Genomic DNA, 19,826 nt, shown 5'->3' on the forward strand with positions numbered 1-19,826 from the left:
AAGGCGGCCGCCCTACACTGACGGCGACATGTCCGAGTCGCTCCGACCCTTCGATCCCCGCGGAACCGTCCTCGGGGACGAGGTCTACACGCGCCTCGGTGAAGCGATCATCGACGGATCGCTCGCTCCCGGTGAGAGATTGCGTGACCATGAGCTCGCCCGCCGGCTCGGCGTTTCCCGCACACCCGTGCGCGAAGCACTGCAACGACTCGAGCGGATCGGGCTGGTCGAGGTGGCGCCGAATCGGTACACGCGCGTGTCGATCCCGTCGCAGAAGAGCCGCGAAGACGTCCGCGAGTTCCTCGTGCTGTCCGCCTCCAACGCGGCGCGCTTCGCCCTGCGCCGCGGAACGGATGTTGACATCGCTCGGGCGGTCGACCTCGCCGAAGCCGTCGTGACGGCATCGGCCGCCGACGACTACACCGCCATCGTGACGGCCTCTTCCGAGTTGTTCGCCCACCTGATGTTCACGGCCGGAAACGGCACGATCCTGCAGGTGATGAAAGAGGCGCAGTTGGCGATCCGCCGCTATACGAGCCAGTGGCGCCCGTATGACACCGATCCCGACGTGCGCACCGCGAAGTACCGAGCGGTGCGCGACGCCCTTGCGGACCGCGATGACGCGGCGGCCGAACACGCCGTCCGCGCCGTCTACGGGCTGGACTGAGCGGCCCTGATCAGTCCGGTTCCTTCCGTTCGCATCCCCTCCCCCCGTTCGGGCCCGCCGTCGCTCTCGGGGTCTAGGTTGGGAGGCGTGGCAGGACACGTCGAACTCCGTGACCTCGACGACGACGATCTCGACGCCGTCTTCGACATGATGCGAGCGCCCGAGGCGGTGCAGATGGCAGCCTTCACGGCGGCCGATCCGGATGATCGGGCCGCTTTCGATGCATGGATCGCGCGCGAGAGAGCGGCACCGCTCGTCCGCCTGTACGCCGTCACCGAAGACGGCGGCTTCGCCGGCACCGCGGCACTGTTCACCGTCGACGTCGAGCGCGAGATGACCTTCTGGATCGCCGCGAACGCGTGGGGCCGTGGTGTGGCCAGCGAAGCGGTGCGCATCCTGCTCTCCCTCGAACCGGAGCGACCGCTGTTCGCCCGGGCCGCCGCATCCAACGCCGCAGCCCTCGCCGTCCTCGCGAAAGCCGGGTTCACCGAGGTCTCCCGCACCCTCGCGAACGCCCCCGCACTCGGGCACCAGGTGGAGGAGATCACCCTCACCCTCGCTCCCGTGCTCGAATGACTGCGCCGCCTCGGCAACTCGGCATGAGGGACCACGCATCGCGCGCCGGTTCGCGCCGAACCGGGTTCAGGGGCGGGCGGCGGGATGCCCGGAAACGCGAAAACCCCCGGATGATCCGGGGGCTTTCCGCTGTGCGCGAGGGGGGACTTGAACCCCCACGCCCTTGCGGGCACTGGCACCTGAAGCCAGCGCGTCTACCTATTCCGCCACTCGCGCGAGGCGCCCAGACCGAGCCCGGGCACTCAACTTACCGAGAATAACACGGCGCACCGCCTGCTCATGCATCGTGCGACCCGCCACACGATGTCATCACCATGGCGGATTCAGCGTATGCAATTAGCATGTAGCGAACCGTCTGCCTGCCTGAGGAGCCCCGTGGGACTACTGGACAGCTTCGAGAAGGGACTCGAACGCGCTGTGAACAGCGCGTTCGCGAAGACCTTCCGCAGCGGAATTCAGCCTGTCGAGATCGCGTCGGCGCTGCGCTCCGAACTCGACAAGAAGGCCGCCGTCGTCAGCCGCGATCGCATCCTGGCACCGAACACCTTCACGGTGCGCCTCGCTCCCTCCGATGAGGAGAAGATGGCCGCGATCGGGCCCGCGCTGCTCGACGAGCTCGACGGCCTGGTCAAGAAGCACGCGCGAGCGCAGGGCTACAGTTTCGCCGGCGCCGTCACGATCGAGCTCCGTCGCGACCCGTCCGTGTCGACGGGGACCCTGCGCGTGGATTCCGAGACCGCGCAGGGTCAGGTGTCGTGGCGCGCGGTGGTCGACGTCGAGGGCAAGCGCCACCCCCTGACCGCGTCGCGCACGGTGATCGGCCGCGGCAGCGATGCCGACATCACGATCTCCGACAGCGGGACCAGCCGCAAACACGTGGAGATCCTGTGGGACGGCGAGCGCGCGATGGTGCGCGACCTCGGCTCCACGAACGGCACCAAACTGAACGGGGTCAAGGTCGGCGAAGCGCCGCTGGCCCCGGATTCGACCATCACGATCGGGCGCACCGATATCGTGTTCCGTGTCGTCGCACACGCGGCGCCGTCACGCCCGCCGCGCCCCGTCAGCGACGCGACCCGGGTATTCGACCAGCGCGAGGGACTGTCGTGAGCGAACTGACCCTGCTGCTCCTGCGCATCGGCTTCCTCGTGCTGATGTGGTTCTTCGTCTTCGCGGTCGTCTACTCGCTGCGCGCCGACCTGTTCGGAGTGAAGGTGCGGAAGATGCCAGAGCCGGCCGCTGCCGGCGCGCAGACGAAGGCGCCCGCTTCCTCCCCCGATGCGCCCACGGCCGCGGTCGCCCGCTCGAGCGGCGCTTCGTCGGGGATGGCGACACGTGATTCCGTCTCGCGCATCGTCATCACCAGCGGTCCGAAGGCAGGGCTCGAAGTCCCCCTCGGCGACGACACCGTCACGATCGGACGTTCCAGCGAATCCGGCCTGGTGATCCGCGACGACTACACCTCGAGCCACCACGCCCGCCTCGTCCAGCGCGGCGACCAGTGGATGCTGCAGGACCTGGATTCCACGAACGGGACGTGGCACGACGGCACGCGGGTCACGGCGCCGGTCCCGATCAAGACCGGCGCCCCGATCAAGGTCGGCGCAACGACCTTCGAGCTGCGGAAGTAAACCCCGAGGTCGACACGGATGGTCTTCCAAGGATCGAGCGCGGCGATCTCCCACACCGGGAAGGTCCGCTCCAACAACCAGGATTCCGGCTATGCCGGATCCAACCTCTTCGTTGTCGCCGACGGCATGGGGGGCCATGCCGGGGGCGATGTGGCGTCGGCACTCGTGATCCACCGCCTCGAGCACCTCGACGACGATCCGTTCGACTCGCCGACGGTGGCCGAGCGCGCCCTTCGCGACGCGATCGCCGACAGCGCGACGGAGCTGATCGACACCGTCGGACGACGCCCCGAACTGGCGGGCATGGGCACCACGGTCAGCGCGCTGGTGATGGTCGACGACCTCGCGGTGATCGCGCACATCGGCGATTCGCGGATCTATCTCTACCGCGACGGCTCGCTGACCCAGATCACTACCGACCACACCTTCGTGCAGCGGCTGGTGGATTCGGGACGCATCACGCCCGAAGAGGCGCGGTACCACCCGCGTCGCTCGGTTCTCATGCGGGTGCTCGGCGACATGGACCCCGATCCCGAGATCGACACGTTCATCATGCCGACCAAGCCCGGCGACCGCTGGCTGCTGTGTTCGGACGGGTTGTCCGGAGTCGTCGACGACGCTCACACCCAGAAGGCCCTCGCCGCGGGGAACGCACCCGGACGCACGGCAGACACCCTGCTCAAGCAGGCCCTCGACGGCGGCGCCCCCGACAACGTCACGATCGTGCTGGTGGATGTCGGCGGCGCGCATCCGGTCTTCACCGGAACCGCCACCGTCGTCGGATCCGCATCCAATCCCGAGGGTGTCGAGGTTCCCGCGGCCCGTCCCGGCCGCTCGAGCTGGCTCCACCCCAACCGCCAGGCCGCGAACGAGCCGACGCACTTCGAACCCGACGCCGACTTCCTCGAAGAGCTCATCGAAGAGGACAAGCGTCGAGCACGTCGTCGCAGAGTCGGCTGGATCGTGGGGCTCGTGCTGGTGATCGGGATGCTCGCGACGGCGGGCTTCCTGGCGTACGAGTGGACCCAGACCCGGTATTTCATCGGCGCCGACGAAGACACGGTCGTGATCTACCGGGGCATCCAGCAGGACATCGGTCCGATCTCGCTGTCGACGCCGTACCAGGACACCGGCATCGCGCTGGAAGACCTCCCCTCGTTCACCCGCAGCACCGTCGAGCGCACCATCTCGGCCACCTCCCTCGACGCGGCCGAAGTGATCGTCGACCGGCTGCGCGACACCGCGGAGGCTTACGGATGAGCGCCCCCCTCGACACGACCGACCAGGTGTCGACCGACACCGCCGTCGTGCGCGCGCTGCGCAAGATCCGTGTGCCGCAGACACGACGCAATCGCGAACTCGCCCTGATCCTGTTCGCGACCCTCATCAACGGGTCCGCGGTCGCGCTCGTCCAGCTCGGCGCCATCGGCGCGATCGACTGGACCTTCATGATCTACACCGCCGCGATCGCGGTGCTCGTGCTCGCCCTGCACGTCGTGCTGCGATTCGTCGCCCAGTCGGCCGACCCGTTCGTCGTGCCGATCGCCACCCTGCTCACCGGGCTCGGGCTCGCCGAGATCTACCGCATCGACATCGCCAAGGGCGCCGAGGGGTGGGATGCCTTCTCGACACGCCAGCTCGCGTGGGCGGCGATCGCCCTGGCGGGAGCCATCGCCCTGGTGCTGATCCTGCGGAACTACCGCGTGCTGTTCCGCTACACGTACGTGTCGGGATTCGTGGGTCTGCTGCTGCTGATACTCCCGTTCATCCCGGGTCTGGGGACCGACGCCAACGCGAATGTCTGGGTCTCGCTCGGGTTCGTGTCGTTCCAGCCGGGTGAACTCGCCAAGATCGCGCTGGCGATCTTCTTCGCGGGATACCTGGTCCGCACGCGCGAATCGCTCACCTCGACCGGCACGCGATTCCTCGGACTCACGTGGCCCCGTGCGCGGGAGCTGGGGCCGGTGCTGGTCGTGTGGGGCGTCTCGCTCGGCATCATCGTGATGCAGCGCGACCTCGGTACCGGGATCCTCATCTTCGGCATGTTCATCGCCATGCTGTACGTGGCCACCGGCAAGACCAGCTGGGCCCTCATCGGGGTGACCCTCGCCGCCCTGGGCGCCTTCCTCGCCTCCCGCGTGCTCCCGTACGTCGGCGAGCGCTTCTCGAACTGGCTCGACGCGTTCAACCCCGACACCATCAACGGACCCAGCTACCAGCTCGTCCAAGGCATCTTCGGACTCGCGCAAGGCGGCCTCATCGGCACCGGTCTCGGCCAGGGGCGTCCCGAGCTGACCCCGGTCGCCGAGAGCGACTACATCCTGCCGAGCCTCGGCGAGGAGCTCGGTCTGGTCGGCGTCTTCGCCATCCTGTGCCTCTACATGGTGTTCATCAGCCGCGGCATCCGCATCGGGCTCGCCGGGCAGGACGACTTCGGCAAGCTCCTCGCGACCGGCCTGGCCTTCACGATCGGCCTGCAGGTGTTCATCATGGTGGGCGGGGTGACGCGGGTGATCCCCCTGACGGGTCTGACGACACCCTTCCTCGCCGCCGGCGGGTCCTCCCTCGTCGCCAACTGGCTCATCGTCGCCCTCCTGCTGCGGATCTCCGACGCCGTGCGCAACAAGCCCCGGGTGGTGATCGGATGACCCGCGAACTGCGCCGCCTGAGCATCGTGCTCCTGGCGATGTTCCTCGCCCTGTTCACCTCGGTCAGCTACATCCAGGTGATCCACGCCGACGCTCTGGCCGAGAACCCCGCGAACACCCGTGCCCTCTACGACTCCTACGAGGTGCAGCGGGGGTCGATCATCGCCAGCGGCGCCGCGATCGCCTCGTCGGTTCCCTCGGATGACGTCTACAGCTGGCAGCGGGTCTACCCGAACGGCGAGCTGTGGGCGCCGGTGACGGGCTACATCAATCCTGCGCTCGGATCGGCGACCGGCATCGAACAGGCCATGAATGCGCAGCTGAGCGGAACCGGCAGCACGCAGTTCCTCTCCCGTATCGAGCGCATCATCACCGGCCAGCCGGCGGCCGGATCGAACGTGGTGCTGTCGTTGGATGCGACGGTGCAGCAGGCGGCCTACGACGCCCTGGGCGATCTGACGGGCGCGGTCATCGCGATCGAGCCCGAGACCGGGCGCATCCTGGCGATGGTCACCAGCCCCGACTACGACCCCAACGCCCTGGCATCCCACAACACCTCCGAGGTGGTCGACATCTACAGCCAGCTGGAGTCGGATCCCGCGAAGCCGCTGTCGAATCGCGCCATCGCGGGCGATCTGAACCCGCCCGGATCGACGTTCAAGCTCGTCACCGTGTCGGCCGCGCTCGCGAGCGGCGACTGGACACCCGAGTCCGAACTGCCCAACCCGGGGACCTATACGTTGCCGGGTTCGTCGAGCGTCATCCGCAACGCCACCGGCGGCACGTGCGGATCGGGCGACACCGTCACGATCGCCGATGCGCTGCGCCTGAGCTGCAACATCCCCTTCGCCGAACTCGCGGTCGAACTCGGCGATCAGGCCATCCTCGAGGAGGCCGAGAAGTACGGCTTCAACATGTCGTTCGAGACCCCGCTCGTCTCGACCGCGTCGAGCTACCCGCGCGGCCTCGACGACGCGCAGACCGCGCTCACCGGGTTCGGGCAGGGGCAGGTGACGGCGACCCCGCTGCAGATGGCGATGGTCTCGGCCGGCATCGCCAACGAGGGAATCGTGATGAACCCGCGCATGGTCGACCGTGTCATCGGGCCGGACCTGTCGGTGCAGCAGACGTTCGAAGACACCGAGTTCGGCCGAGCCCTGGAATCCGATCTCGCCGACGAGCTCGTGGCGATGATGGTCGACAACGTCGAAAACGGCGTCGCAGGCGGTGCAAGAATAGACGGAGTGGATGTGGCCGGTAAGACCGGCACCGCAGAGAACGGGACGGATGACCCGTATACGCTCTGGTTCACTGGCTTCGCCCCCGCCGAGAATCCCGAGGTCGCTGTAGCGGTCGTCGTGGAGGACGGTGGCGGTCAGGGGCAATCCGGGAGCGGCGACACGATCGCCGCGCCTATCGCGAAGAAGGTCATGGAGGCGGTGCTGGGACAATGAGACCGACGCAAGGTGCGACCTTCGGTGGGCGCTATGAACTGGATTCGCGTATCGCCGTCGGCGGTATGGGCGAAGTGTGGGAGGCCACCGACCACGTCATCGGCCGTACCGTCGCGATCAAGATCCTCAAAGACGAATACATGGGGGACCCCGGGTTCCTCGAGCGGTTCCGTGCGGAGGCGCGCCACGCCGCCCTCGTCAATCACGAGGGCATCGCGAGCGTGTTCGACTACGGCGAGGAGAACGGCAGCGCCTTCCTCGTCATGGAGCTCGTGCCAGGTGAGGCGCTGTCGACGATCCTCGAGCGCGAGACGTCGCTTTCCACCGACAAGACCCTCGACATCGTCGCGCAGACCTCCGCGGCCCTTCAGGCGGCGCACGCCGCAGGGCTCGTCCACCGCGACATCAAGCCCGGGAACCTGCTGATCACCCCGGACGGTCGCGTCAAGATCACCGACTTCGGCATCGCTCGCATCGCCGACCAGGTGCCGTTGACGGCGACCGGTCAGGTCATGGGGACCGTTCAATACCTGTCACCGGAGCAGGCGTCCGGGCACCCGGCCTCGCCCGCGACCGACATCTACTCGCTCGGGATCGTCGCGTACGAGTCACTCGCCGGCAAAAGGCCCTTCACGGGCGAGTCGCAGGTCGCCATCGCGATGGCCCAGATCAACGAGCAGGCTCCCCCGCTCCCGGCGACGGTCGCACAGCCTGTGCAGAACTTCGTCACGGCCATGATCGCCAAGAAGCCCGAAGAGCGCCCGGGGTCGGCGGCGACGGTCGCCCGAGCCGCGACCGCGCTGCGCCGGGGCGACCTGGCGGCGGCGGCTTCTGCCGTGCCGGCGATCGCGGCGGGCGAGGTCGGCGACGACGTCACCCAGCTGCTCACGGCCGGGGGCGCCACCGCCGCCGCCACCCAGCTGCTTCCCACCGACACCGCCGCAGCGCCCCTCGCCGACGGCGAGGAAGAGCCGGCGCAGAAGAAGCGCAGTCGCTGGACCTGGCCGCTGATCGCTTTGATCATCCTCCTCGCGCTCGTCCTCGGCGGAACGCTGTGGGCGCTGTTCGGCAACTCCCAGCCGGAGCCCGAGCCGAGCGAGACCACGACCTCGGCGACCCCCACGCCGACCCCGACGACGCCCACGCCGACGCCGACCGAGGAGCGTGTGGACGTGAGCGCGCTCGGGCTGACGGGACAGACCTGCGACGCCGCGCGCGGGATCCTCGAGGAGAACGACCTGGTCGCCGACTGCCAGACCGGCAACGCAGCGGGAACCGCCGAGCAGGTCGGCATCGTCTACGAGGTGAATCCGACCGGTCGCGTCGAGACCGGCACCACGATCACCCTCACCGCCTACGGCGAGCAGGTGGAGATGCCCACGCCCACGACCCCGTCGCTCGATGCACAGACGGTGGCACCGGGGGGCACCCTCACGGTGACGTGGGAGGGGTACAGCTGCCCCGCCGGCGAGGGATCCCCGAGCGCCTACAACCTCGCGGCGACCAACGGCACCTTCGCGAACGGCCAGTCGACCTCGTCGTTCGGGCAGAGTGACCGCAACGCGCAGATCACCGTGCCGAACAACGGCAGCGGCACCGTCATCGTGACCTACACCGTCACCTGCAGCGGGGGCGAGGCCGGGCAGCGGCAGTCTCCCGAGTCGGGTGAGGCCACCGCCACGATCGAGCCCGCGCCCACGACCTCACCCACCCCGTGATGCCTCGTCGGCCTCGATCCGTTCGCGGGGACCGAGGTCGACTAGGCTGGGGAGGCAACACCCGGGGGAGAGAACGTGACCGCTGAACCACGCGTGCTTTCGGGACGCTATCGCGTCGACGAGATCATCGGACGTGGCGGCATGGCGACCGTCTACCGCGGTTACGACCTCACGCTCGGCCGCGACGTCGCCATCAAGATCCTCGACCGCGAGCTGGCCGACGACAACTCCTTCCGGACGCGGTTCCGCCTCGAGGCGCAGGCGGCTTCACGCATGTCTCATCCGGCCATTGTGCGCGTCTACGACGCAGGTGAGGACACCGAGCGCAACCCCGATGGGTCCACCCGCGCGGTTCCCTTCATCGTGATGGAGCTCGTCAAAGGGCACCTGCTGAAGGATGTGATCGCCGAGGGGCCCGTGCCCGTCGAGGACACCGTCCGCTACATCGACGGCATCCTCGAAGCGCTCGAGTACAGCCACCGCGCCGGCGTCGTGCACCGCGACATCAAGCCCGGCAACGTGATGGTCACCGACGCCGGTCAGATCAAGGTCATGGACTTCGGGATCGCGCGTGCGGTGTCGGACTCGTCGTCCACGGTGGCCGAGACGACGCAGATCCTCGGCACGGCGGCGTACTTCTCGCCCGAACAGGCCAAGGGCGACCCGGTCGATGCGCGCGCCGATCTGTACTCCACCGGCGTGGTGCTCTACGAACTGCTGTGCGGCAAGCAGCCCTTCCGCGGAGAGACCCCGGTCGCGATCGCGTACCAGCACGTCAGCGAGACGCCCGTCCCTCCCAGCGAGATCAACGAGTCGGTGCCGCGCGCACTCGACGCGATCGCGTTGCGTGCCCTGGCGAAGGATCCCTACCAGCGCTACCAGGATGCGGCGGGTTTCCGTGAGGCGCTCGACGCGACGGTCGACGGGAAGTCGCCGTCGAAGCGTCAGGTCGGCGCCCTCACGAGCGAGCTGTACGGCCCGAACCCGCGTCAGGCGGCAGAGACGGCGCGGTCACTGCGGCAGCTGAGCACCGACACGACCATGAAGCGGACCCAGCCGGGGCCGCCGATCGCCTGGATCTGGGCAGGCGTGGCGATCATCGCGGTGCTGCTGATCTCGGTACTGTTCTGGGCGCTGTCGGTGCGGCCGACAACCGATGCCCCCTCCACCGCGCGGGTCGTCCCCGATGTCAGCGGGATGACGTTCGAACGCGCCGAGGAGGCTCTCGCGACTCTCGACCTGGTGGCTGTGGAGAAGTCGGAGACGAGTGCCGACGTCGCCGAGGGGAACGTCATCCGCACGGAGCCGGTGGCCGACACCTCGGTCAATCCCGGGCAAGAGGTCGACGTCTTCGTCTCCACCGGTCAGGAGCTCGCGGAGGTGCCGGTGCTCGAGGGTCTGGGTCAGGACGCGGCGACGCAGGCGCTGGAGGATGCGGACCTCGCGCTGGGCACCATCAATCGCACCAACGACCCCGACCTGTCCGAGGGGATCGTGATCTCGGCGGATCAGGCCGCGGGCGCCGAGGTGCCGGTGGGAACGACGGTGAATCTCACCGTCGCCAGCGGCCGGGTCGTGATCAACGATGTGACCGGATACACCGTCGAGGCCGCCACCCGCGAGTTCGAGGACGTCGGGCTGTCGGTGCTGACCCAGGAGGATCAGTCGTGCGCGGCTTCCGCGCCGCCGATCGTGCAGACACAGTCGCTGGCGCCCGGTGAGGTTCCGGTGCACTCGGAGATCACCCTCACGTACTGCTCCGGCACGTCCTGACCTGCGTCAGGGCCTCAGGCCGACGCTGCGATCGACAGCACCATCGAGCCCGACATCGGCGAGCCAGTTCGCGAGCAGTCGGTACCCGCCCTCGGTGAGGACACTCTCCGGGTGGAACTGCACCCCCTCGATCGCATGGTGCCGGTGACGCAGTCCCATGATCGTCCCGGTGGCGGTCACGCTCGTCACGAGGAGGTCGGAGGGTACGGTGTCGGCCACGACGGCGAGGGAGTGGTACCGCCCCGCGGTGAACGGCTCGGCCAGTCCCTCGTAGAGCGGCGAGGGGTGGGTCGTCCGGTGGACGGCGGAGGTCATCCCGTGCATGAGCTCGGGCGCGTGGTCGACCCGGGCACCGAACGCTTCGGCGATCGCCTGGTGCCCCAGACACACGCCGAGGAGAGGGTGTCCGAGCGTCGCCGCGACCCGGACGACCTCCACGGACGCACCCGCGTCAGCCGGAACACCCGGGCCGGGCGAGATCATCGTCGCGCGTGCCGCGCGGAGCGCATCCGGAATGCGATCCGGCCTCAGGTCGTCCGACTCGACGATCTCGGTTGTCGCACCCAGCTCGTGGAGGTAGCCGATGAGGGTGTGGACGAAGCTGTCGTGGTTGTCGACGACGAGGATTCGCCCGTCGGGGTTCACTCGACGGTGACTTCCTGCGGATTGACGTACTCGCTGATCCACGGGAACGCGTAGAAGAACAGCCCGTAGAGCGCCGCGGCGAGCAGGATGAGGACCAGGAAGAGCCGAACCCACCAGGGGCCGGGCAGGATCCTCCACAGACCGGCATACATCAGGCGGAAACTCCTTCGGTGAGGGCCTCGGGCATGCCCGCGTCCCGGGGGGTGAACGACTCGAACACACCGTAGGCGACGATGCGCTCGGCGAGCGAGTACATCGGGCTGCAGCTGGTCATCGTGATGTACTTGCCGTCCGCCTCGATTTCGGGCTTCTGCGGCACGGCGGCCAGGACATCGACCTCGCTCGGCGTGACGTACTCGAGGGTGCGGAAGCGGTAGGTGTACCACCCCTCCTCCACCTCGACGACGATCGCATCACCCACCTGGAGGTCGGCGATCTGGTTGAACGGCTTTCCGTAGGTGGTGCGGTGAGCGGCGACGGCGAAGTTGCCGGTCTCTCCGGGCATCGGCGACCCCGGGTAGTGTCCGATCCCGATGGGATCGAGGGTGCCTGCGCGGGTGACGCCGCCCGCCATCGGTACGGCGTAGTCCTCGCCGAAGCGCGGCACCCGCATCACGCCGAAGACCTCGGTGTCGGCGGGTTCGGCCAGGACGGGCGGCTCGATGTCGCCCGCGGTCTCCTCCGACGTGTCACTCTCGGTCGGTTCGGGGATCACCGGCGGTGCCTGCTGGGCCCACTGCTCGGAGATCTCCAGCCCCTCCGCGTTTCGCTGCGCACCGTAGATGAAGTCGCCGATCCACAGCTGCCAGGCGACGTAGAGCATCGCGACGACGCCTGCCGTGATCAGGAGCTCGCCGATGACGCCGGTGACAGAAGCGCGGCGCCGGGGTCGCGCGGGCTTACGGCGCGAAGAGCGGTCGCGCAGCGCAGGGGCCGCTTGCTGTTCGGCACTGGTCTGATCGCCCACACGGCGAGTCTAATGACCACGAGCTGTGGCACGCCTGGCAGTAGACTGTCGGCATGGCTCGACCCGGACGAGAAGACGACGCGATGGCGGACCGCCCCGAGGGCGAACCGGCACCGAACCCGGTGTGGTTCAAGCCGATCATGCTCGGGCTCATGCTGCTCGGCCTCGTCTGGGTGCTGGTGTTCTATCTCAGCGCCACCCAGTTCCCGATCCCGGGCATCGGAGCGTGGAATCTCGTGATCGGCTTCGGCATCGCGTTCGTGGGATTCCTCATGACCACCCGGTGGCGCTGACACGCGCATCCGCATCGAATGACACCGTCCCAGATGGGGCGGTGTTTTTCGTTGTCCGCCTGTCGGGAATTACACGCGTGTGATTTCTCCCCACCTGTGGAAGAACCTGTGGATAACTTCCCTCAGAAGTACAGCAGCGGCGGAACCAGCAGCAACGCGAGCAGCCCGGCCGCCACGGCGACCAGAAGCAGGATCTGGAGCCCGCGACGACGCGGCGATCGCGTCGCGGCGAAGATGAACCCGACAAGGGCGCCCACGACGAGTCCGCCCACGTGGGCTTGCCACGACACGTTGAAACCGGGGAGGAATCCGATCACGAGGTTCAGCCCCAGGATGATCGCGATCCCGGTGACGTTCGCACCCAGGTGTCGTCCGATCACCAGGAGTGCCCCGAACAGTCCGAAGATCGCACCGGAGGCCCCGACCACCGGTGTCGTGAACGACAGCAGCGCCACCGCGACAGAACCTCCCAGCACGCTCAAGACGTACAGGGCGAGGAAGCGCCATCGCCCGAGGAGAGGCTCGAGGCTGCGGCCGATGAGCCAGAGGGCGAGCATGTTCAGGCCGATGTGCCAGAAGCTCGCGTGCACCAGAGCCACCGTGAGGATGGTCCAGGGCTGGAAGGGCACCAGGCTGCTCGGGAAGGCCGGATAGATGGTGGGTGCCCAGAACAACAGCGCGTTCTGGACGATGTCACCGAACCCCGGGATCAGCGACAGCAGGTAGGTGAACGCGGTCACCGCGATGATCGCGTAGGTGACCACCGGACGGCCGCCGTACGTGGCGACCGCCCGGGGTCGGGACCAGCGCCGCTCCGCCTTGCGTTGCGCGGGGGTGCGGTTCTTGCGTTGCTCGGCCATGCACTCCGGACAGATCACGCCGACGGCCCCCTGCGTCTGGCATTCCGGACAGATCGTCCGAAGGCAGCGCTGACAGAGCACGAAGCTCTGGCGATCCGGGTGCCGGTAGCAGTAGTTGTCGGTGTTCCGTTGGAAGTCGGCCGAGGTCATGGGGTGTCTGACGCCGAGGTGTCAGACCGCGACGATGTCGACCGACTCGAGCACGACGGGCTCGATCGGACGGTCGCCCGCGGCGGTGGGCACCTTGCTGATGGCGTCGACGACCTTCTTCGAGTCATCGTCCGCGACCTCGCCGAAGATGGAGTGCTTCCCCTGCAGCCACGGGGTGGGGTCGGTGGTGATGAAGAACTGCGAGCCGTTCGTGCCCTCGGGCTTGCCGGTGATGGCGTTGCGGCGCAGGCCCGCATTGGCCATGGCGAGCTTGTACGGCTCGTTGAAGGTGAGCTCGCCGTTGATCTCGTCATCGAAGGTGTAGCCGGGTCCGCCGACGCCCTGACCGAGCGGGTCGCCGCCCTGGATCATGAAGCCCGGGATGATGCGGTGGAAGACCACGTCCTTATAGAGGGGTCCTTCACCGGGCTCACCGGTCTGGGGGTGAGTCCACGACCCCGACCCGTCAGCGAGACCCGTGAAGTTCTTCACGGTGCGGGGCGCGTGATCCCCGAAGAGATTGACGACGATGTCGCCGTGGTTGGTGTGCAAGGTGGCGACGGCGGTGTGCTGAGGCATGTGTATATTCTCGCAGAGTTGCGTGCAACCCCTCCCTCTGCGGGAGACGTCTGGCAAGATGGGGACGAACCGACAGTCCCGGATTTAGGGAGGGCCCCGTGAGCCTGAGCCGCAAGCGCAAGAAGGAACTCCGCAAGCTCCAGCAGCAGGCGAACAAGCTGTGGGATTCGCAGCAGGTGCTGGTTGACGAGGCCGCGGGTATGGCCCGCGAAGCCGGTCGTCAGCTCGGCAACTACAACCGCGAGCAGATCGTTCCTCAGGTGCACCAGGCCTACGGCAAGTACGCCGCGCCGTATGTGGACAAGAGCGTCGCGTACTCCAAGAACGTCCTGAGCGACCGGGTCGTCCCCGCGACCGGCGCCCTCGTGGGCTCCGCGCTCTCGGTGTGGGATGCCGCGAACGACACCCGTGACCGGCTGAAGGCCGGCAAGGGCTTCGGCGAGCTGGATTCGAAGAAGTACGCCAAGAAGGCTGACAAGTACGGCAAGGACGTGCAGAAGAAGCTCGCCAAGAAGCTCGCTGCTCTGGAGCCGAAGCCCAAGGGCATCGGCGCCGGCGGCGTGATCGCGATCGTCCTCGGTGTGGTGGCCGCCGCGGGCGTGCTCTACGCCGCGTGGCAGACGCTTCGCGCCGACGACGAGCTCTGGGTGGCGGACGACCCGCTTCGCGCGCCCGACGCGTGATCGACGCGAACCCATCGCTTCGTCGAGCCCGTGACGCCGCCCAGGCGCGCGGGCTCGACGTGTCTTTCCAGGAGCGACCCGCGGCGCACAGCCTCCCCGAGGCCGCGGCGCTGCTCGGCATCCCGCCCCGCAGCATCGTGAAGACCTTGGTGGTCAAGCGCTCGGACGACACCTTCCTGTTCGCCCTGGTGCCCGGCGACCGAGCGATCTCTTGGCCGAAGCTCCGCGCATCGGTCGGCGTGAACCGCCTGCAGCTCGCGCCGCCGGACCAGGCACGGGCCGCGACCGGGTACGAGCGTGGCACGATCGTGCCGGTCGGCAGCGAGACCGATCTCCCCGTCTTCGCCGACCGGACGATCGCCGGTGAGCGGATCGCGATGGGTGCCGGCGCGCACGGCTACAGCATGTTCGTCGACGCCGACGCGCTGATCGAGGCCTATGGCGCCACGGTCGCCGACATCACGAAGCCCCTTGATGGCGCCTGATCACAGATGACCTGACATCCGCAACGCGATGTCGACGAGCTTGACCCGCTGCAGGCGCTTCACCTCTGCCAAGGGAAACCAGTCGGCGCGGTCCGTGGAGCCGTCGATCTCGTTCCGCAGGCGACCACCGGTGATATGCGCACGGTAGACGATGCGCAGGGCGTGCAGCGAACCGACGGGATCATCCGCCAGACGCCGACCCTCGGGGATGACCCGCGAGTGGATGCCCAGGAGCTCGTCGATCTCGACGCGGAATCCGGTCTCTTCGCGCACCTCACGACGTGCCGCCCGTTCGGGGTCTTCCCCCGGCTCGAGCCCGCCGCCGGGCATCGTCCACGCGGCGCGCCGACCTTCGGTCCAGTGAGCCAGCAGGAGTCTGCGCTCATCGTCCAGGATCACCGCGTACGCTGCGACCCGCATGTCCATTCGGAAAGACTATCCGGCTGGTCCTCGGCTCATCCGTGCTATCGGCTTCGGAAGGCGCTGGCTAGAGTTGCCCCGTGGACGAGCACAGGGTCGAGGTCGACTGGTCGTCGGCGCGAGCGACCAATCTCAGGAACTGGGACGAACGCGTGCCCATGCATGTCGAGGGGTACGAGCTTCACGCGTTCGACGACCCGGAGCACCTGAGCGACGTCGTCGAGGACGACCTCGCTGCGCTCCTGCCGTTTCTGCCCGCGCAGAGTCTCCGCGGACTCGACCTCTGCCATCTCCAATGCCACATCGGGACGGACACGGTATCGCTCGCGCGCGCCGGCGCCCGGGTCACCGGTGTCGACTTCTCGAGGCCGGCACTTCGCGCCGCGAGCGCCTTGGCGGAGAGGTCCGGCGTGGATGCAACCTGGATCGAATCCGACGTGCTGGATGCCCGTTCAGCCGTATCGGGTGACTTCGACGTGGTGTACACCAGTATCGGCACGATCGGATGGTTGCACGACCTGGATCGTTGGGCGAACCAGATCGTCCAACTTCTGCGACCTGGCGGCACGTTCTACATTCGCGACGGGCACCCCGCGCTCTTCTCGCTCGATGAGAACTCCGAGACGCTCACGACGCGGTACGCCTATTTCGGAGACGGACGCGCGCTGCAGTGGGATGAGGAGTCGAGCTACTCCGGTGAGGGCACACTCGCGAACACCCGCACGTACGAGTGGCCGCACGCGCTATCCGAGGTCTTCGGCGCGATCCTCCGGGCTGGTTTGCGGATTCTTCACTTCGACGAGGGCACGACGATTCCGTGGAAGTTCAGCTCGCGCATGGTCGACGTGCCCCACGGCTTCGCGTGGCCCGAAGCGGAGCGAGACCTCATCCCCTGCACCTTCACGATCGTCGCTCGGCGAGACTGACGCTGCGGGCGGCGACGCCGGAGTCGCATCGCTCTCGAGGAAGACGGCGAGGCGGTAGACGAAGAAGCCCCGGCCGGGACCGGGGCTTCGAACTGTGGAGCCTAGGAGATTCGAACTCCTGACATCCTGCTTGCAAAGCAGGCGCTCTACCAACTGAGCTAAGGCCCCGGGGCTGTGTGAGTGGGGCTACCAGGACTTGAACCTGGGACCTCTTCATTATCAGTGAAGCGCTCTAACCGCCTGAGCTATAGCCCCGTGTGGAGGATCGGCCGGAGCCGTCAACCTCCAAGACTTTACCCGATGTCCGCGGCAATCACGAAATCGGGAGAGCCGTCGTCAGTTCGAGGTGAACCCGACCAGCAACCCGCCGGTCACCTTCACCGCGAGGTTGTAGACGCCGGCGATGACCGCGCCCATCACCGTGATCACCACGAGGTTCAAGATCGCCACCACGGAGGAGAAGGCCAGCACCTGCGGGAACCCGACGAAGGCCGTGATGGAGATCCCGCCGTCCGAGAAGCTCGTGAAGAACTCGTCGACCTGGCTGATGATCCCCGTCGTGGAAACGATCGCATAGACGAGGAGGTACGAGACCACCGTCGCGATGGCGACCGCGACCGCGGCGAGGAAGGACAGCTTCACCGCGGACCAGAAGTCCACGTACACCAGGCGCAGGCGTACCTGCTTGGCGTTCGCCTTGGAACTGGATTTCTTCGCGAGCTTGTCGGCTACCGTGCTCATGCGTCCATACTCTTCTCAGTCGACTGGGAATCGCCCGAGGCTTCAGACGGGTTCTCTTCCTCGGCGGCTTCTTCGGCCATCTTCCGCTCGATGTTGCGAGCGATCGCGAGGATCTTGTCGTCGTCTCCCAGACGAGCGAAGACCACACCCATGGTGTCGCGACCCTTGGCAGGGACCTCGGCCACGGCAGAGCGTACCACCTTGCCGCTGGCAAGGACCACCAAGACCTCATCGTCGCTGTGCACCAGCAGACCGCCCGCCAGAACCCCCCGGTCATCGTGTAGTTTCGCGACCTTGATGCCGAGGCCACCGCGACTCTGGGTGCGGTACTGCGCCACCTCGGTGCGCTTGGCGTACCCGCCGTCGGTGACGACGAAGACGAACTCGTCATCCTTGGCGACGGAGGCCGACAGCAGACTGTCGCGGTCGCGGAAGGTCATGCCCTTCACGCCCTCGGTCGCCCGCCCCATGGGTCGGAGCGCCTCGTCGGTGGCCGTGAAGCGGAGCGACATCCCATTGCGGCTGATGAGCAGGATGTCTTCGCCCTCATCGATGAGCAGGGCGCTGACCAGCTCATCCTCCTCGCGAAGTCGGATCGCGATGACCCCGCCCTGCCGGTTCGTGTCGTAATCGGTCAGGCGTGTCTTCTTCACCAGGCCGCTGCGCGTGGCCAGCACGAGGTAGTCGGCGACGTTGTAGTCGCGGATGTCGCGGATCTGCGCGATCTCCTCATCGGGCTGCAGCGCGAGCAGGTTCGCCACGTGCTGACCCTTGGCATCCCGGCCGCCCTCCGGCACCTCGTACGCTTTGGCCCGGTAGACCCGTCCCTTGTTGGTGAAGAACAGCAGCCAGTGGTGGGTGGTGGTGACGAAGAAGTGCTCGACGACGTCGTCGGCGCGCAGCTGCGCGCCGCGCACGCCCCGACCGCCCCGGTGCTGCGAACGGTAATTGTCGCTTCGGGTGCGTTTGATGTAGCCGGCGCGCGTGACGGTGACCACCATCTCCTCTTCGGGGATGAGATCTTCCACCGACATGTCGCCGTCGAAACCGGGCAGGATGTGGGTGCGTCGGTCATCGCCGAACTTGTCCACGATGACGCCGAGCTCGTCGCGGACGATTCCCCGCTGACGGCTCGGGTCGGCGAGGATGTCCTGGTAGTCGCGGATCTGCGCCTCGAGCTCGGTGGCCTCGTCGATGATCTTCTGACGTTCCATCGCGGCCAGTCGGCGCAGCTGCATCGCGAGGATCGCATCGGCCTGGATGTCGTCGATCTCCAGCAGGGACTTCAGGCCGTCGCGCGCATCGTCGACGGTCGCCGAGCGTCGGATCAGCGCGATGACCTCATCGAGCGCATCGAGCGCTTTGAGGTACCCGCGCAGGATGTGCATGCGCTCCTCGGCCTTGCGCAGGCGGAAGCGGGTGCGGCGCACGATCACGTTGATCTGGTGGTCGATCCAGTGGCTGATGAACCCGTCGAGAGCGAGCGTGCGCGGCACACCGTCGACGATCGCGAGCATGTTCGCGCCGAAGTTCTCCTGCAGCTGCGTGTGCTTGTAGAGGTTGTTCAGCACGACCTTCGCGACCGCGTCGCGCTTGAGCACGATTACGAGTCGCTGACCGGTCCGGTCACTGGTCTCGTCGCGGATGTCGGCGATCCCGGTGATCTTCCCGTCGCGTGCCAGGTCGCCGATCTTCACGGCCAGGTTGTCGGGGTTCACCTGGTAGGGCAGCTCGGTGATGACCAGGCACGTGCGGCCCTGGATCTCCTCGATGGCCACGACCGCGCGCATCGTGATCGAACCACGACCGGTGCGGTACGCCTCGCGGATGCCCCGCGTCCCGAGGATCTGCGCCCCGGTGGGGAAGTCCGGGCCGGGGATGCGCTCGATGAGCGCTTCGAGCAGCTCTTCACGCGGCGCATCCGGATTGTCCAACGCCCACAGCGCGCCGTTGGCGACTTCGCGGAGGTTGTGCGGCGGGATGTTGGTGGCCATGCCGACGGCGATGCCGACAGACCCGTTGACGAGGAGATTCGGGAAGCGCGAGGGCAGGACGGCCGGTTCCTGGGTCTGACCGTCGTAGTTGTCCTGGAAGTCGACGGTCTCCTCTTCGATGTCACGGACCATCTCGAGGGCGATCGTCGCCATCTTCGTCTCGGTGTACCGAGGTGCCGCGGCGCCCATGTTGCCGGGGGAACCGAAGTTGCCCTGGCCCTGTGCGAGCGGGTACCGCATCGACCAGGGCTGCACGAGTCGGACCAGGGCGTCGTAGATCGCCGTGTCACCGTGCGGGTGGTACTGCCCCATGACCTCGCCGACGACGCGGGCGCACTTGGAGAACGACTTGTCGGGCCGGAAACCACCGTCGTACATGCCGTAGATCACACGGCGGTGCACCGGCTTCAGGCCGTCGCGCACGTCCGGAAGCGCACGCCCGACGATGACCGCCATCGCATAGTCGAGGTAGCTGCGCTGCATCTCCAGCTGCAGGTCGACCTGGTCGATCTTGCCGTGATCGTGCTCGGGAGTGGGGCGTTCTTCGTCAGCCATGTGGTGTCTCCGTGTCCGTGCGTTCCGTCTCGTCGCTTCGCGCTTCGCTCACGCTCCGGGC

Annotated in this window: 21 protein-coding genes and 3 tRNA genes; 13 read left to right on the forward strand and 11 right to left on the reverse strand. The window is 67.5% G+C overall.

Translation table 11 applies throughout. From position 1 onward, the window contains the following. Positions 1-28: 28 nt before the first annotated feature. Positions 29-667: a GntR family transcriptional regulator gene (locus tag RZO50_RS04090; RefSeq protein WP_322598407.1), complete on the forward strand. Its 639-nt coding sequence runs from the start codon at positions 29-31 to the stop codon at positions 665-667. 87 nt (positions 668-754) lie between these two features. Then, on the forward strand, positions 755-1,243 hold the full coding sequence (locus RZO50_RS04095; protein WP_322598408.1) for a GNAT family N-acetyltransferase: 489 nt from the start codon (positions 755-757) through the stop codon (positions 1,241-1,243). Positions 1,244-1,375: 132 nt separating this feature from the next. On the opposite strand, the gene RZO50_RS04100 is transcribed toward RZO50_RS04095, so the two are convergent. Then, positions 1,376-1,459: transfer RNA gene (locus RZO50_RS04100), tRNA-Leu, on the reverse strand. Between the two features lie 159 nt (positions 1,460-1,618). On the opposite strand from RZO50_RS04100, the gene RZO50_RS04105 reads away from it, so the two are divergent. The 7 genes from RZO50_RS04105 to pknB all read left to right on the forward strand — a co-directional run bounded on the left by RZO50_RS04105 (position 1,619) and on the right by pknB (position 10,467). Then, complete coding sequence (locus RZO50_RS04105) at positions 1,619-2,353, forward strand: DUF3662 and FHA domain-containing protein (protein ID WP_322598409.1); 735 nt, start codon at positions 1,619-1,621, stop codon at positions 2,351-2,353. Continuing rightward, positions 2,350-2,874 carry an FHA domain-containing protein FhaB/FipA gene (locus tag RZO50_RS04110; RefSeq protein WP_322598410.1) on the forward strand — a complete coding sequence of 175 codons (525 nt, stop codon included), beginning with the start codon at positions 2,350-2,352 and terminating at the stop codon, positions 2,872-2,874. Before RZO50_RS04105 ends, RZO50_RS04110 begins: the two co-directional genes overlap by 4 nt. A gap of 18 nt (positions 2,875-2,892) precedes the next feature. Beyond that, on the forward strand, positions 2,893-4,134 hold the full coding sequence (locus RZO50_RS04115) for a PP2C family protein-serine/threonine phosphatase (RefSeq protein WP_322598411.1): 1,242 nt from the start codon (positions 2,893-2,895) through the stop codon (positions 4,132-4,134). Beyond that, positions 4,131-5,522 carry an FtsW/RodA/SpoVE family cell cycle protein gene (locus RZO50_RS04120; protein ID WP_322598412.1) on the forward strand — a complete coding sequence of 464 codons (1,392 nt, stop codon included), beginning with the start codon at positions 4,131-4,133 and terminating at the stop codon, positions 5,520-5,522. Before RZO50_RS04115 ends, RZO50_RS04120 begins: the two co-directional genes overlap by 4 nt. Next, on the forward strand, positions 5,519-6,976 hold the full coding sequence (locus tag RZO50_RS04125) for a peptidoglycan D,D-transpeptidase FtsI family protein (protein WP_322598413.1): 1,458 nt from the start codon (positions 5,519-5,521) through the stop codon (positions 6,974-6,976). The genes RZO50_RS04120 and RZO50_RS04125 overlap by 4 nt, the downstream gene beginning before the upstream one ends. After that, on the forward strand, positions 6,973-8,694 hold the full coding sequence (locus RZO50_RS04130; protein ID WP_322598414.1) for a serine/threonine-protein kinase: 1,722 nt from the start codon (positions 6,973-6,975) through the stop codon (positions 8,692-8,694). Before RZO50_RS04125 ends, RZO50_RS04130 begins: the two co-directional genes overlap by 4 nt. A gap of 75 nt (positions 8,695-8,769) precedes the next feature. Then, positions 8,770-10,467 carry a Stk1 family PASTA domain-containing Ser/Thr kinase gene (gene pknB / locus RZO50_RS04135; RefSeq protein WP_322598415.1) on the forward strand — a complete coding sequence of 566 codons (1,698 nt, stop codon included), beginning with the start codon at positions 8,770-8,772 and terminating at the stop codon, positions 10,465-10,467. A 6-nt stretch (positions 10,468-10,473) separates the two neighbouring features. Here the strand turns inward: pknB and RZO50_RS04140 are convergent, their stop codons facing one another. Genes RZO50_RS04140 through RZO50_RS04150 form a run of 3 tightly spaced genes read right to left on the reverse strand, consistent with a single transcriptional unit; the run spans position 10,474 to position 12,079 of the window. Continuing rightward, entirely contained in the window at positions 10,474-11,112 is a 639-nt protein-coding gene (locus tag RZO50_RS04140) for an anthranilate synthase component II (protein WP_322598416.1), read from the reverse strand. Further along, positions 11,109-11,264 (reverse strand): hypothetical protein, encoded by a 156-nt coding sequence (locus tag RZO50_RS04145; protein WP_322598417.1) that lies wholly within the window; start codon positions 11,262-11,264, stop codon positions 11,109-11,111. Before RZO50_RS04145 ends, RZO50_RS04140 begins: the two co-directional genes overlap by 4 nt. Continuing rightward, on the reverse strand, positions 11,264-12,079 hold the full coding sequence (locus RZO50_RS04150; RefSeq protein WP_322598418.1) for a class E sortase: 816 nt from the start codon (positions 12,077-12,079) through the stop codon (positions 11,264-11,266). Before RZO50_RS04150 ends, RZO50_RS04145 begins: the two co-directional genes overlap by 1 nt. Positions 12,080-12,132: 53 nt before the next feature. On the opposite strand from RZO50_RS04150, the gene RZO50_RS04155 reads away from it, so the two are divergent. Beyond that, positions 12,133-12,372, forward strand: coding sequence for a cell division protein CrgA (locus tag RZO50_RS04155; protein WP_322598419.1), 240 nt, complete (start codon positions 12,133-12,135; stop codon positions 12,370-12,372). 122 nt (positions 12,373-12,494) lie between these two features. Here RZO50_RS04155 and RZO50_RS04160 read toward each other — a convergent pair whose 3' ends face one another. After that, positions 12,495-13,382, reverse strand: coding sequence for a rhomboid family intramembrane serine protease (locus RZO50_RS04160; RefSeq protein ID WP_322598420.1), 888 nt, complete (start codon positions 13,380-13,382; stop codon positions 12,495-12,497). A gap of 21 nt (positions 13,383-13,403) precedes the next feature. Then, positions 13,404-13,961: a peptidylprolyl isomerase gene (locus RZO50_RS04165; RefSeq protein WP_322598421.1), complete on the reverse strand. Its 558-nt coding sequence runs from the start codon at positions 13,959-13,961 to the stop codon at positions 13,404-13,406. 98 nt (positions 13,962-14,059) lie between these two features. Between RZO50_RS04165 and RZO50_RS04170 the strand changes: the two genes are divergently transcribed. Together RZO50_RS04170 and RZO50_RS04175 are read left to right on the forward strand one after the other, a co-directional pair. Continuing rightward, a complete protein-coding gene (locus tag RZO50_RS04170; protein ID WP_322598422.1) occupies positions 14,060-14,644 on the forward strand; it encodes a DNA helicase in 585 nt (194 codons plus the stop codon). Further along, positions 14,641-15,129: an aminoacyl-tRNA deacylase gene (locus tag RZO50_RS04175; protein ID WP_322598423.1), complete on the forward strand. Its 489-nt coding sequence runs from the start codon at positions 14,641-14,643 to the stop codon at positions 15,127-15,129. Before RZO50_RS04170 ends, RZO50_RS04175 begins: the two co-directional genes overlap by 4 nt. Here the strand turns inward: RZO50_RS04175 and RZO50_RS04180 are convergent, their stop codons facing one another. Next, positions 15,130-15,555 carry an NUDIX hydrolase gene (locus RZO50_RS04180; protein ID WP_322598424.1) on the reverse strand — a complete coding sequence of 142 codons (426 nt, stop codon included), beginning with the start codon at positions 15,553-15,555 and terminating at the stop codon, positions 15,130-15,132. A gap of 74 nt (positions 15,556-15,629) precedes the next feature. Here RZO50_RS04180 and RZO50_RS04185 point away from each other — a divergent pair, with 74 nt between their 5' ends. Next, a complete protein-coding gene (locus RZO50_RS04185) occupies positions 15,630-16,475 on the forward strand; it encodes a class I SAM-dependent methyltransferase (RefSeq protein ID WP_322598425.1) in 846 nt (281 codons plus the stop codon). A 95-nt stretch (positions 16,476-16,570) separates the two neighbouring features. Here the strand turns inward: RZO50_RS04185 and RZO50_RS04190 are convergent. The 4 genes from RZO50_RS04190 to gyrA form a co-directional block, all read right to left on the reverse strand. Beyond that, positions 16,571-16,643, reverse strand: a tRNA-Ala gene (locus tag RZO50_RS04190). Between the two features lie 13 nt (positions 16,644-16,656). Continuing rightward, a tRNA-Ile gene (locus RZO50_RS04195) sits at positions 16,657-16,730 on the reverse strand. An 81-nt stretch (positions 16,731-16,811) separates the two neighbouring features. Then, complete coding sequence (locus RZO50_RS04200; RefSeq protein ID WP_322598426.1) at positions 16,812-17,216, reverse strand: DUF3566 domain-containing protein; 405 nt, start codon at positions 17,214-17,216, stop codon at positions 16,812-16,814. Further along, on the reverse strand, positions 17,213-19,765 hold the full coding sequence (gene gyrA / locus RZO50_RS04205) for a DNA gyrase subunit A (RefSeq protein WP_322598427.1): 2,553 nt from the start codon (positions 19,763-19,765) through the stop codon (positions 17,213-17,215). Before gyrA ends, RZO50_RS04200 begins: the two co-directional genes overlap by 4 nt. Between the last annotated feature and the right edge of the window lie 61 nt (positions 19,766-19,826).

It is taken from the genome of Microbacterium xanthum, assembly GCF_034531355.1.
Lineage (GTDB): Bacteria > Actinomycetota > Actinomycetes > Actinomycetales > Microbacteriaceae > Microbacterium > Microbacterium xanthum.

What these genes read in the sequence shown, in the direction of transcription:
- RZO50_RS04090 (WP_322598407.1), top strand. Translation starts at nt 29, where the DNA reads ATGTCCGAGTCGCTCCGACCCTTCGATCCCCGCGGAACCGTCCTCGGG.
- RZO50_RS04115 (WP_322598411.1), top strand. Translation starts at nt 2,893, where the DNA reads ATGGTCTTCCAAGGATCGAGCGCGGCGATCTCCCACACCGGGAAGGTC.
- RZO50_RS04120 (WP_322598412.1), top strand. Translation starts at nt 4,131, where the DNA reads ATGAGCGCCCCCCTCGACACGACCGACCAGGTGTCGACCGACACCGCC.
- RZO50_RS04125 (WP_322598413.1), top strand. Translation starts at nt 5,519, where the DNA reads ATGACCCGCGAACTGCGCCGCCTGAGCATCGTGCTCCTGGCGATGTTC.
- RZO50_RS04130 (WP_322598414.1), top strand. Translation starts at nt 6,973, where the DNA reads ATGAGACCGACGCAAGGTGCGACCTTCGGTGGGCGCTATGAACTGGAT.
- RZO50_RS04145 (WP_322598417.1), bottom strand. Translation starts at nt 11,264, where the DNA reads ATGTATGCCGGTCTGTGGAGGATCCTGCCCGGCCCCTGGTGGGTTCGG.
- RZO50_RS04155 (WP_322598419.1), top strand. Translation starts at nt 12,133, where the DNA reads ATGGCTCGACCCGGACGAGAAGACGACGCGATGGCGGACCGCCCCGAG.
- RZO50_RS04160 (WP_322598420.1), bottom strand. Translation starts at nt 13,382, where the DNA reads ATGACCTCGGCCGACTTCCAACGGAACACCGACAACTACTGCTACCGG.
- RZO50_RS04165 (WP_322598421.1), bottom strand. Translation starts at nt 13,961, where the DNA reads ATGCCTCAGCACACCGCCGTCGCCACCTTGCACACCAACCACGGCGAC.
- RZO50_RS04180 (WP_322598424.1), bottom strand. Translation starts at nt 15,555, where the DNA reads ATGGACATGCGGGTCGCAGCGTACGCGGTGATCCTGGACGATGAGCGC.
- RZO50_RS04200 (WP_322598426.1), bottom strand. Translation starts at nt 17,216, where the DNA reads ATGAGCACGGTAGCCGACAAGCTCGCGAAGAAATCCAGTTCCAAGGCG.
- gyrA (WP_322598427.1), bottom strand. Translation starts at nt 19,765, where the DNA reads ATGGCTGACGAAGAACGCCCCACTCCCGAGCACGATCACGGCAAGATC.